Source organism: Ruegeria sp. CDSA020 (assembly GCF_059612345.1).
Genome location: NZ_JBXWQK010000007.1, coordinates 1 through 12,437 on the forward strand (window position 1 = coordinate 1; position 12,437 = coordinate 12,437).

Annotated in this window: 12 protein-coding genes; 5 read left to right on the forward strand and 7 right to left on the reverse strand. The window is 59.0% G+C overall.

All coding sequences use genetic code 11. The features are described 5' to 3' along the window. Window positions 1–77 precede the first annotated feature (77 nt). The gene (locus AC2FJW_RS13555; protein ID WP_496750318.1) at window positions 78–1,277 is read right to left on the reverse strand and encodes a cytochrome-c peroxidase; all 1,200 of its coding nucleotides are present in this window, start codon (window positions 1,275–1,277) and stop codon (window positions 78–80) included. Window positions 1,278–1,361: 84 nt separating this feature from the next. Here AC2FJW_RS13555 and AC2FJW_RS13560 point away from each other — a divergent pair, with 84 nt between their 5' ends. Further along, window positions 1,362–1,832, forward strand: a complete 471-nt coding sequence (locus AC2FJW_RS13560) for a tetratricopeptide repeat protein (protein WP_496697700.1) — start codon at window positions 1,362–1,364, stop codon at window positions 1,830–1,832. A 30-nt stretch (window positions 1,833–1,862) separates the two neighbouring features. Here the strand turns inward: AC2FJW_RS13560 and AC2FJW_RS13565 are convergent, their stop codons facing one another. From AC2FJW_RS13565 to AC2FJW_RS13590, 6 genes are read right to left on the reverse strand one after another with little or no spacing between them, the layout of a single operon-like run. Then, window positions 1,863–2,924, reverse strand: coding sequence for a TRAP transporter substrate-binding protein (locus AC2FJW_RS13565; RefSeq protein ID WP_496697498.1), 1,062 nt, complete (start codon window positions 2,922–2,924; stop codon window positions 1,863–1,865). 24 nt (window positions 2,925–2,948) lie between these two features. Further along, window positions 2,949–4,238 carry a TRAP transporter large permease gene (locus AC2FJW_RS13570; RefSeq protein WP_496697500.1) on the reverse strand — a complete coding sequence of 430 codons (1,290 nt, stop codon included), beginning with the start codon at window positions 4,236–4,238 and terminating at the stop codon, window positions 2,949–2,951. Continuing rightward, window positions 4,239–4,826, reverse strand: a complete 588-nt coding sequence (locus tag AC2FJW_RS13575; protein WP_496689969.1) for a TRAP transporter small permease — start codon at window positions 4,824–4,826, stop codon at window positions 4,239–4,241. Between the two features lie 53 nt (window positions 4,827–4,879). After that, on the reverse strand, window positions 4,880–5,395 hold the full coding sequence (locus tag AC2FJW_RS13580; RefSeq protein WP_185956692.1) for a flavin reductase family protein: 516 nt from the start codon (window positions 5,393–5,395) through the stop codon (window positions 4,880–4,882). Then, window positions 5,395–6,285, reverse strand: a complete 891-nt coding sequence (locus AC2FJW_RS13585) for an aldo/keto reductase (protein ID WP_496750319.1) — start codon at window positions 6,283–6,285, stop codon at window positions 5,395–5,397. Before AC2FJW_RS13585 ends, AC2FJW_RS13580 begins: the two co-directional genes overlap by 1 nt. After that, window positions 6,285–7,439 (reverse strand): LLM class flavin-dependent oxidoreductase, encoded by a 1,155-nt coding sequence (locus AC2FJW_RS13590; RefSeq protein ID WP_496750320.1) that lies wholly within the window; start codon window positions 7,437–7,439, stop codon window positions 6,285–6,287. Before AC2FJW_RS13590 ends, AC2FJW_RS13585 begins: the two co-directional genes overlap by 1 nt. Before the next feature lie 107 nt (window positions 7,440–7,546). Between AC2FJW_RS13590 and AC2FJW_RS13595 the strand changes: the two genes are divergently transcribed. The 4 genes from AC2FJW_RS13595 (at window position 7,547) to serA (ending at window position 12,406) form a co-directional block, all read left to right on the forward strand. Continuing rightward, entirely contained in the window at window positions 7,547–8,257 is a 711-nt protein-coding gene (locus AC2FJW_RS13595; RefSeq protein WP_496697503.1) for a GntR family transcriptional regulator, read from the forward strand. Between the two features lie 12 nt (window positions 8,258–8,269). Continuing rightward, window positions 8,270–9,364: a Gfo/Idh/MocA family protein gene (locus AC2FJW_RS13600; RefSeq protein WP_496750321.1), complete on the forward strand. Its 1,095-nt coding sequence runs from the start codon at window positions 8,270–8,272 to the stop codon at window positions 9,362–9,364. 199 nt (window positions 9,365–9,563) lie between these two features. Continuing rightward, window positions 9,564–10,745, forward strand: coding sequence for a phosphoserine transaminase (locus AC2FJW_RS13605; protein WP_496750322.1), 1,182 nt, complete (start codon window positions 9,564–9,566; stop codon window positions 10,743–10,745). A gap of 65 nt (window positions 10,746–10,810) precedes the next feature. After that, window positions 10,811–12,406 carry a phosphoglycerate dehydrogenase gene (serA, locus tag AC2FJW_RS13610; RefSeq protein ID WP_496697508.1) on the forward strand — a complete coding sequence of 532 codons (1,596 nt, stop codon included), beginning with the start codon at window positions 10,811–10,813 and terminating at the stop codon, window positions 12,404–12,406. The last annotated feature ends 31 nt before the right edge of the window (window positions 12,407–12,437 follow it).

Sequence of the window (12,437 nt, forward strand, 5' to 3'; positions counted from 1 at the left end):
CAATGTCCGAATACGAAGACGCAGCTGAGTAAACAGACGACAACCAGATCAGCCCCCGCACTGGCCAGGGGCTGATCTTATGGGATGAAATTGCCAGGAACCCCAAATGGCGGCGTCTTGATTCTGGTCCCGGTCAGACCATGCAGAAATTCCACAAGACTGGCGATTTCTGCATCTGTCAGGTCAATCTCTGGGATGTCGATCCGGCTGCGTTGGCGCGCCATTTCGAACTGATCGTCCCATACCGCGAAATCAATCTGTTCCAGCCACGGAATTTCGGGCAGGGTGGCCATGTCACGGGTCCAACGCGACAGGCTGCGTTCAGGGTTGAGGTGATGGCGGATCACGCTGTCGAGATCGGGAAAGGCCCCGTTATGGCCGTATGGTGCGGTTAGAGCGACATTGCGCAGCATCGGCGTTCGAAAGCGGTAGGCATCCTCAAGCCGATCACTTTCGCCCATGCGGCCAACATCGCGGACATTGGGATCCCATTGCCGGGTGCGACCCGGGCCAAAGGGCGGCAAGGCCAGCGCGTGGAACTTCTGATCCGACATTAGCGGGCCGGAGTGACAGGTGGCACAGCGCGCCTTGCCGTAGAACAGGGCCATCCCGGACTTTTGGGTTGGTGTCAGAGCATCGGTGTTCCCAGCCAGATATTGATCAAACGGGCTGTCGATGCTGCGCCATTCGATGGCCATGAAAGCGGCCAGAGCATTGGCGATCTGGGTGATCGTTATGTCTTCGGATGTCTTGACTTCAGGAAAGGCTGCGATCATGGCCGGACCGTAGGCGGGGTCGGTGCGCACACGCTTGGCAAGGATCGGCCAGCCCTTGTCTATCCGGTCATGTACCGCGCCGGTTACTTCGTTTTCAGCCACATTTCCTGCCATCTCAAACTGGGATGTCATTGGAAACAGCGCCTGCGCGGCCAGCAGAGAATTCAATCCCGCGGGCAACCATTCCTGCGCCGGAGAGTTGAAGCCGTTGCCATAGACATCCGAGATACTCAGTCGTCCGTCATGGAAAACAGTATGGATGTTCTTCGCCCCGAGGTTCCAAAGGCCGGGCGAATTTCGGGGAATACGCTTGCGGATTTTGTCGGACCCAGTGCCCGGCGTGCGATCGGGGCCTAACCCCTGACCGCCTTCGCCGATGCCCAGTGACAGCCCATCGGATGTGCCGAAATCCGGGTGGTGGCAATGGGCACAGGCGATGTTTTGATTGCCCGACAGGATCGGATCGTAAAACAGTTGATGACCAATGGCGGCCTGTTCCATATCAAAGGACAGGAAATCATCATCGGTCAGCGGGCGTAGCAGCTCTTGCGCTGCGGCCGCACCGGCGAAAAGGAAAGCAATCCCATGCGCCAGTTTGTATTTGCCCTTTGCCTGTTTGCGGCCCCGGCGCTGGCCGAGCTGGAACAGGCGCGCGATCTGATGGAAGCCGGGGAGTTTCAGGCTGCGCGCGAGGAACTGATGCCCGCCGCACGGTCGGGCAATGCCGAGGCTGAAGAGCTGATCGGGGTAATGTACGGGCTGGGTCTGGGGGTTGAGCAGGATTACGAGCGCGCGTTTGAGTGGTATCTGCGCGCCTCGATGAAGGGGCATCCGGGGGCACAATCGGGGATCGGCTGGTATTATGAGTTGGGTCTGGGAATGCCCGCGCCCGATCTGGTGCGGGCGTATATGTGGTACACGCTCAGCGCTATTGGTGGCGATCCCGATGCGGCAATCAGCCTTGAGGAAGTAGTCAAGAAAATGTCGCCGGAGCAGATCGAAAAAGCGCATGTTCTGGTCAACGACTACAAGGGGTGGATGTACCCGTTTCGGTAAGGGCCGGGCTCGAAAGCCCGGCACCATGGCTTAGTTCAGGTCCGCATCGCGGGATGCGTTCACATCCGCCTCAGCTGCGGCAACAGCCTCGGTCAGGGCGGTGAACACTTCGTCCCCGCGCGCCACGTTGGACTGGAACCAGGCATAAACCGGGGTCGCGGCCTCTTTGAACGCGGCTTTCTGATCGGGTGTCGGCACATAGAGGTCGCCGCCACCGGCGACGAAATCCTCATAGGCCTGGATCGACTTGCGCTTGGGCGACGCGAACGTGGCCTGCTGCAGCGCATAGAACCCGTCGACCACCACGCGGCGCATGTCTTCGGGCATCTCCTGGAACTTGGCGTTATTCATCCACCACAGCGCGCCCATATAGGCGTGACCGTCCAGCGTGACATATTGCAGGCCAGCATCGGGGAATTTCATGCCCATGATGTCGGTGATGCCGTTCTTGGAGCCCTCAACCACGCCGGTCTGAAAGCTGGTGAACAGTTCCGGCCACGGGATCGGGGTGGGCGATGCACCCAGGGCTTTGACCAGTTCTTGCGGCAGGTCGGCAACCACGGTGCGGATTTTCAACCCTTCCATATCGGCAGGCTCGGCCACGCGACGTTGGGTGTTGGCAAAGTTGCGCCAGCCGCCGGTATTGCCGATGGTCATCAGACGGATCGCGCCACCGGAATCCTCAAGCGCCATGTCGCGCATCTGTCGGGTGAAATCACCGGACAGAACATGCTCGGCAATCCGGTCATCCGCCATCAGGTAAGGCAGGTCGAGGACCTGAACATAGGGAAAGATGCCCGACGCCCCGCCTGAGGTCGAGATATAGATGTCGATGGTGCCATCAGCCACGCCCTGCAGGCATTCCGCGCCGTTCGAACACAGCTGCGTACCGATGAACAGCTCGACCTCGATCGCGCCGTTCGAAGCGGCTTCGACATAGTTTTTGAAAACGATCAGACCGTCATAATCCTCGTCATTTTCGTTCGAGTTGGCCGTGGCGCGCAGCGTATAATCTGCTGCCGTGGCCACGATGGCTGATGCGGCGACCAGCGACGTGGCCACCGCTGCGGTTTTGATAAAGGTTCTGAGCATGCGTTTCCTCCCTGTGGAACTCAGTTAGTTGGCAAATCCCGTTATCCTCGGGATCGTCATGGATAATGCGGGGATGTAAGTGATCAGAAAGATCACGATGATTTCAACGGCCAGAAACGGCAGGATCGCTTTGGCAATGGTTTCAACCTTTTCGCGCGACACGGCGGCGGCCACGAACAGCACCAGCCCCATGGGCGGTGTGGCCAGACCAACGGTCAAATTGACGCTCATGATGATGGCAAAGTGGATCGGGTCGACGCCGAGGCTGGTAAAGATCGGTCCCAGGATCGGCCCAAGAATGATGATCGCAGGCCCGGCATCCAGAAACATGCCGACAACGAACAAGAGCAGGTTGATCAGAAACAGCAGGATCAGCGGGTTTTCCGACAGGCTGAGGATCAGCGAGGCCAGCTGTTCTGGCGCATGGCTGAGGCTGACCACGGTTTTGAACGCCATCGCCGCCCCCACCAGCAGCAGAACGACGGCGGAGGTCAGGCCGGCATTGCTGAGGATCTCGGGCACTTCTTTGAGCGTCAGGGTGCGCAGGATGAAAAAGCCGATCAGAAAGGCATAGCCGACGGCCACCGCTGCGGCTTCGGTAGGTGTAAAGATACCGCCCAGAATACCACCCAGAATGATCACCGGAGTCAGCAGTGGAAAGAACGCCTTGAGGCTGGCCTGACCCCGTTCACTCCATGTGTATTTGCGGCTGGCAACGGGAAAATCATACTTGTCGGCCATGAATTTGATCATCAGCATCAGGCCAACGCCAACCATTACGCCCGGCACGATTCCGGCCAGAAACAGCGCCGCAACGCTTTCTCCCATCACATAAGCGTAGATGATCATGATGCCCGAAGGCGGGATGATCGGGCCTATGACGGAACTGGCCGCCGTGATTGCCGCGGCAAATTTGCGGGTATAGCCCTGCTTCTCCATCGCCGGGATCAGCATTGAACCCAGCGCTGATGTATCCGCCACGGCAGAGCCTGAAAGTCCCGCAAACAGGATCGAGCTGAGCACGTTCACATGCGCCAACCCGCCGCGAAAATGGCCCATCAAGGCTTGGCTGAATTCCACCAGACGGATGGTTATCCCGCCGCGGTTCATTAGCTCTCCGGCCAGCATGAAGAAAGGGATTGCCATCAGGGGAAAGCTGTCCATGCCGTTATAGACATTGCGGTACAGCAGGGTGATGTCATTGGATTGGCCATTCAGCCACAGCAGGATACCCGGGGCGGCCAAAAGGGCGAAAAAGACCGGCAGGCCGATCATCAGAAAGACAAGGAAGGTGGGCAGGAACCAAATCAACATCTATTCAGCCCCCACCGGTGCGTCGGCAATTTCAGGCAGCAGGTCTGCGCCACCCAATAGCGAGACAATCGCGCGCAGGATCAGCTCGACATTTACTACGATCAGAAGGGCCACCCCCACCAGCAGCGAGGCCATCATCCAGCTGCGCGGGACACGGTACCATTCGTCAAAGCCAAATGAGGTGGGAATATACAAGGCGGCGGTTGCGAATTTGCCCCCGAACCCGGTCACTTCGGACCAGCCGATCTTAACCGCCACCAGCAGCACCGCCAGTGACACGAACAGCAGCGCGAGCATCAGTATCTGTCCCAATACGCGCGGAAGCATCAGGGGCACCATGTCGATGGCCACGAACCCGCCGCGGCGAAATGCGGTCGGGGCCATCAGACCCGTCATCCAGAGCATGCAGAACCGGGCGGCCTCATCCGGCCAGGGCAGTGCGTTGCCCAGCACATATCGGAAGAATACCTGAATCAGGATTGCGGTCACCATGAATGCAATCGCAACGACGCCAACCGCGCGGCCCAATCGCAGCACGGTTTCGTTCACGAATGCAATCGGCGCCAGCATCGTTGCCAGTCCGCCCATGCGTTTCCTCCCTATGTCAGCCGCGGGTTTGTCCCGCAGTCGTCAGAGCGCGCTTAGGACTGCGCGAATTGGCCGAGTTTTCCGGCATAGAAGGTCAGCGCGTCTCCATCGCTTATGCTGGCCTTCAGGACTTTGCCCACCACGATCACATGATCGCCTGCGTCGTGATAAGCGTGTTGTTCACATTCAAACCGTGCCAGACAATCCGGCAGCAGAGGGGTGCCATTCGAGCAATGCCCATGGGCGATGTCCCGCAGCGCAAAGGCGTTTTTCGAGCAGCCGAAACACAGCTCGGCCTGTTCAGAGGACAATACATGAACGCTGAAATGGCGCGCCTTGTGGAAATAGGGGAAGCGGCGCGAGTTGCGGTCGCCGGCCCACATGATCAGGGGCGGGTCTAGCGACAGGGACGAAAAACTGTTGGCGGTGATGCAGACCGGACCGTCCGTGCTGTTGCAGGTGACGATGGTAACTCCGGTGGCAAAGCGGCCAAACGCATCGCGCAGGGTTCGGGTGTCATCCTTGTGTGGGATGAAAGTATGGTTCATGTCCTGTGACATTGCATTCATCATGGTACCTCATGGCCCAGTGCCGCCTCATAAAGGCGGTACCAACTCTCGCGATCCAGATTGACTTTCAAGGCGTCCGAAATCTGTTTGATCCGGCCCAGATTGTTGGTGCCCAGCACCGGCAGGATGCCTGCAGGATGTGCCAGAAGGAAGGCCACGGCCACTGCCGCCCGGTCCACTCCGAATTCCGCCGCGATCTCATCCGCGACCACGCCGACCGGAGGGTTCCCGGCCATCAGCAGCCCTCCGCCCAGCGGCGACCACGCCATGATTGGCTGCCCATGCTGTTGATGGAATGCAAGGTCGCCATTGGTGAAGGGGCGGATTTCGCCCAGCGAGATCTCGATCTGGTTGGTGACCAGTTGGGTCTTCATCGCTGATTGCAGCAGGGTCCAGTCCCACGGGCGGAAATTCGATACGCCAACCGCGCCCACCTTGCCGCTGGCCACGACCTCGTCCAGCGCTGCGCCGGTCTCATGGTGGTCCATGAAGGGATCAGGGCGGTGGATCAGTAGCAGGTCGACATGGTCGATTGCCATCTCGGTCAGCGAGGTTTCAACCGATTTCAGGATATGCGCGCGCGATGTGTCATAATATTTGACCATGGCGTCTGCGTATCGGCCCATCGGCGCAACGATGTCGCATTTGGTGACGATCTCCATCCGCGCGCGCAGCGCCGGGTTGGCGCGCAGGGCGTTGCCCAAAACCGCCTCGGCTGCGTAACCGCCATAGATATCGGCCTGATCGAATGTGGTGATGCCCTGATCCAGACAGGCCTGAATCTTGGCCTCGACATGGCCCACAGATGTGTCTTCGTCATCGCCCAAGCGCCACATACCATAGACCAGACGGCTTAGTTCCAGCGTGTCGGACAGTTTTACACGTTGCATCAGCGGCGCACTCCGTTGCCCAGCGGGGTGGCTGGGGTGGTTTTGGGCACGCGCCCGTATTCCTCGGGCAGCGAGCAGGTTTTCAGGTTGGGCATCACGCGGGCGCCAAAGTGCTTGGCCTCTTCCAGATGCGGATAGCCCGAGAAGATGAAGGCGCGGATGCCCATCTTTTGATAGCCTTCAATCTTGGACATGACCTGATCGGTTGACCCAACCAGCGCCGCCCCACAGCCCGACCGCGCGCGGCCAACGCCGGTCCAAAGACCTGGCTCGACATAGCCGTATTCATCCGCCAGATCGCGGTTCCTGGCCTGATGCGCCACACCCAAAGAGGTCGAATCCAGCGCCCGTTCGCGGATGGCGCGTCCGTATTCGTCGTCCAGCTTGGATACGATGTAATCAGCGTATTCCTGCGCCTCGGTCTCGGTATCGCGGACGATCATGTGAACGCGCAGGCCGTAATCCAGCGTCCGGTTATAATTCTCGGCCACCGCATGAACCGCCTTCATCCGCTCGGCCAGTTGGTCTTTGGTTTCGGGCCACATCAGATAGACATCGCAATGCTCGCCACACAGGTTCAGCGCGGAGGGAGAGTACCCGCCGAAATACAACAACGGCCCGCCTGTCTGATAGGGCTTGGCCGGATCGGTGGTCAGGCCCGAGAAATTATAGACCTCGCCCGCATGATTGATCTCATCCCGCGTCCAGGCCTGTTTCAGAATCTCGACGACCTCGCGTGAGCGTTGATAGCGGAAGGCGCTGTCGTCTTTTTCCCCGGGGAAATCGGATGAGATGATGTTGACCGTCAGCCGCCCCTTCAGCATGTGATCCAGCGTCGCGATGGTGCGGGCCAGCATGATGGGCTGCATTTCACCGCAACGCACCGCGGCCAGCAGGTTGATCTTGTCGGTGATCGGCGCGCAGCCTGCCACAAAGCTCAGCGTGTCCTGGCCGACCTGATAGGAGGACGGGCACAGGATGTTGCGAAACCCCTGCGCCTCGGCCTCTTTCACGATGGCGGAACAGTGGTCCCAGCTGGACCGCAGATCGCCATCGGGCATCCCCAGAAACTGATAGTCATCCGAACACAGAGCCGAAAACCACGAGACCTCGGCCGCATTCAGATCGGGGGAGGTGATTGGGACGATCGTCATCTGGGTCGTTCTCCGCACAGGATTTGCTTTTTCTCTTGCGTAGCAATCACATTGATGTAGATCAATAGTGTATCAATTTTTCCTGTGACCAATCGAAGCGCCCCGACGTGCCCCCCACAAGCCGAAACCCCAATGCCCTTCCGATATATGTTCAGATTGCAGAACTGCTGATCCGCGATATTGCGGCCGGCCGTCTGATTGACGGTGAGCGCCTGCCGCCGGAACGGGACATGGCGGCGGACCTGAATGTCTCGGTCGGGACCTTGCGAAAATCGCTGTCCGAGCTTGAGAAAAAAGGGATGCTGGAACGCATTCAGGGCTCGGGCAATTACATCCGTGAGACCGGAACGCAGAACAGCGTCTATGCGATGTTCCGTCTTGAGCTGCCCGAAGGGGGCGGTTTGCCAAGCGCGGATATCCTGTCGGTCGATCATCTGGAAAAGCCTGCCAATCTGCCCGGTTTCGGAGCCGCGGCCACGGGGTCGCGCGTGCGCCGGATGCGCTATTTGAATGACACAATCATCGCGGTCGAAGAGATATGGCTCGACGAATCAGTGGGTTTGATCGACGGCGACCTGCTGTCGGACTCGCTGTATCGCTATTATCAGCAGCAGTTGGGGTTCTGGATCACGCGGGCCGAAGACAGGGTTTCAATCGCGGTGCTGCCCGATTGGACACCGACGGGCTTTACCAAGCCCGTTGGGCAGACCGTCGGGTATATCGAGCGGTTCAGCTGGTCAGAACAGGCCGAACCCGTCGAATTCTCTAAAACTTGGTTCGATCCGGATCGGGCCACCTATGTTCAACGTTTGAAGTAAAAGGAAACGCGCATGACCCGGACCATCAATTACGGGCTGATCGGATGCGGCATGATGGGGCAGGAGCACCTGCACAATATCGCTCTGCTGGATGGCACGCGCGTGGCGGCGATCTATGAGCCCGACCCGCAGATGGCCCGCGCGGCGCAAGTGATTGCATCGGAGGCCGAGATGGTGGGATCAGTGGCGGATCTTCTGGCGATCGAGGATCTGGATTGCCTGGTTATCGCCAGCCCGAACCACCTGCATGTGGATCAGATCTGCGACATCGCGGCGATGCGCCCACTGCCCCTGTTGGTGGAAAAGCCGCTTTTTACCGATCCGCAGGATGCGGCGCGGCTGGAAACGGTGCAGCGTGACTATCCCCATCCAATCTGGGTGGCGATGGAATATCGCTATATGCCTCCGATTGCCGCTTTGATCAAAGGGCTCCATTCCACCGGCGGGGTGCAGATGCTAACGATCCGGGAACATCGATTCCCCTTTCTGGAAAAAGTCGGCAGCTGGAACCGATTCAATCGCAATACCGGCGGCACATTTGTCGAGAAATGCTGCCATTTCTTCGACCTGATGCGGCTGATCCTTGGGTCCGATCCGGTGCGGATCACCGCCAGCGGTGGGCAGGCGGTAAACCATCTGGACGAAAGCTATGATGGGGAAACGCCGGATATTCTGGATCACGGTTATGTTCTGGTTGATTTCGCCAACGGCACGCGGGCGATGCTGGAACTGTGCATGTTCGCCGAAGGATCGCGGTATCAAGAGGAAATCTCGGCCACAGGACCGCAGGCCAAGATCGAGGCGCTGGTGCCGGGGCCGGGGCGCTTTTGGCCCGATCATCTGGGTGAGCCGCCGGTGCCGCAGGTGATTGTCAGCCCGCGTAATCCGAAGGGGCCGGTGTCACAGGACATCCCCGTCGATCCGCGCCTGCTGGCCGCCGGGGACCACAATGGATCGACCTATTACCAGCATCAGGGGTTCCTGGCGCTTGTTCGAGGCGAGCGGGCCGCGCCGGATGTGACGCTGCAGGATGGGCTGTGGGCCGTTCGTATGGGGTTGGCGGCACAACAGGCGCTGGCAACGGGTGAAGCCGTTCGGTTGACCTGATAGGCAACGAGGACGATGCGCTGAGCCGGGGACGAAATTGCGCCTATCGGAAACGCGCTCCCCCCACTTGCGCATAAAAACCTGTCGTTTTTGATTTCTGATGAGTCTTTTTCGCTTGTTGATGCTGCGTCTGCACCCTAGCTCTGTCCGTGGGACACCCCTCCCCAACGAGGGGCGTGTATCTGGAAGGGTAATACACATGACTATCGAACAACCGGCGTCGCATGACGCCGTGCGCAAACCTGAAATGCGGCCGGCAAATCCGCGCTTTTCCTCGGGCCCCTGCGCCAAACCCCCCACATTTGACCTGACCAAACTGGCTGACGCAGCGCTTGGCCGTTCGCATCGCGCTGCTGTTGGCAAGGACAAGCTGAAAGCGGCCATCGAAGGTACGCGTGAAGTGCTGGACATTCCAGCAGATTACAAGATCGGCATCGTTCCCGCGTCTGACACCGGCGCGGTTGAGATGGCGCTGTGGTCGCTGTTGGGCGAACGCAAGGTCGAGATGCTGGCCTGGGAAAGTTTTGGCGCGGGATGGATCACGGATGTGGTCAAGCAGCTAAAAATCGACGCCGAAGTGAAAACAGCCGATTATGGGCAGATCATCGATCTGGCCTCGGTCGACTTCTTCCATGACGTGGTCTTTACATGGAACGGCACGACTTCGGGCGTGCGGGTGCCAAACGGTGATTGGATTGCGGATGACCGTCAGGGTTTGACGATCTGCGATGCGACTTCGGCGGCCTTCGCGATGGACCTGCCGTGGGACAAGTTGGATGTGACCACGTTTAGCTGGCAGAAAGTTCTGGGCGGAGAGGCGGCGCATGGGATGCTGATACTTTCCCCGCGCGCTGTGGAGCGGCTTGAAAGCTATACCCCCGCATGGCCATTGCCCAAGATTTTCCGCCTGACCAAGGGCGGTAAGCTGATCGATGGTATCTTTACTGGCGCCACGATCAACACCCCGTCGATGCTGGCGGTTGAGGACTATCTGTTGGCATTGGACTGGGCGCGCTCAGTTGGTGGTCTGCAGGGATTGATTGGCCGGGCCGATGCCAATGCCGGTGAGGTGCATGCGTTCTGCGAGCAGAATGACTGGATCGCCAACCTGGCTGACGACCCGGCGACGCAGTCGAATACGTCTGTCTGTCTGAAATTCACCGATGCGCGCATTCGGGACGGCGCAGCCTTCGCCAAGGCCGTTGCAAAACGGTTGGAGGCCGAGAATATCGCGTTGGATATCGGGGCTTATCGCGACGCACCTGCGGGTCTGCGTATCTGGTGCGGCGGCACGGTCGAAACTTCGGATATCGAAGCGATGTTGCCCTGGCTAGCCTGGGCCTTCGAGGCTGAGCTCGCAGCACAAACTGAAGCCGCCTGATCTTTCCCAATCTTCACCGGGCCGCCTCAGGCCCGGACATCTCATTACATTCAAGGACCACAGACATGGCTCCCAAAGTACTCGTTTCTGACAAACTCAGTGAAACCGCTGTTCAGATTTTCCGCGACCGCGGCATCGACGTGGATTTCATGCCCGACCTGGGCAAGGACAAAGACAAGCTGGCCGAAGTGATTGGCCAATATGACGGCCTTGCCATCCGCTCGGCCACCAAGGTCACGCCGACCTTGCTGGAACATGCGGACAAGCTGAAAGTCATAGGTCGCGCCGGCATCGGCACCGACAATGTCGACAAGGATGCCGCCAGCAAGAAGGGCGTCATCGTGATGAACACGCCCTTTGGCAACATGATCACCACAGCCGAGCACGCGATTGCGATGATGTTCGCCGTGGCGCGGCAAATCCCCGAGGCCAGCACTTCGACCCATGCAGGCAAATGGGAAAAGTCTAAGTTCATGGGGATCGAGCTGACCAACAAGACCTTGGGCGTCATTGGTGCGGGCAATATCGGCGGGATCGTCTGCGAACGCGCCCTGGGCCTGAAAATGAAGGTTGTCGCCTATGATCCCTATCTGGGCGAAGAGAAAGCCGCCAAGATGGGTGTTGAAAAGGTTGAACTGGATGAGCTGCTGTCGCGTGCCGATTTTATCACCTTGCATGTGCCGCTGACCGATCAGACTCGCAACATCCTCAGCCGCGAAAATCTGGCCAAGACCAAGCCCGGCGTGCGCATCGTCAACTGTGCCCGTGGTGGTCTGGTCGACGAAGAGGCGCTGGCCGAGATGTTGCAATCCGGCCATGTCGCCGGGGCCGCCTTTGACGTGTTCAGCGAGGAACCTGCCAAGGAAAACGCGCTGTTCAACCTGCCCAACGTCGTCTGCACGCCGCATCTGGGGGCCGCAACGACCGAGGCGCAGGAAAACGTGGCGCTGCAGGTGGCTGAGCAGATCTCGAACTACCTGCTGACCGGCGCGGTTGAGAACGCGCTGAACATGCCGTCCGTCACCGCCGAAGAGGCCAAGGTCATGGGCCCGTGGATCAAATTGGCCGGGCATCTGGGCGGATTCATTGGTCAGATGACGGATGAGCCGATCAAAGCGATCAACATCCTGTATGATGGTGTTGCGTCAGAGATGAATCTTGCCGCTTTGAACTGCTCGGCTGTTGCCGGGATCATGAAGAAGTTCAATCCCGAGGTGAACATGGTTTCGGCCCCGGTTGTGGCCAAGGAACGTGGTATTCAGATTTCGACCACCAATCAGGACAAGTCTGGCGCCTTCGAGGGCTATATCAAGGTGACTGTCGTGACCGAGAAACGCGAGCGTTCGATCGGCGGAACCGTGTTCAGTGATGGCAAGCCGCGCTTCATTCAGATCAAAGGCATCAATATCGACGCCGAGGTGGGCGCGCACATGCTTTATACCACAAACGAAGATGTGCCGGGTATCATCGGTGCGTTGGGCCAGGCCATGGGTGAGCACAGCGTCAATATCGCGAACTTCACCCTCGGACGCGCCGAGGCAGGGGGGGAGGCGATCGCCTTGCTTTATGTTGATGAACCCGTACCAGCCGAGGCGCGGGCAAAGCTGGCCGAAACCGGCCTGTTCACGCAAATCAAACCGCTGGAGTTCGACGTTGCCTGAGGCGGTGTTGAATATCTGAGACACTTCATAC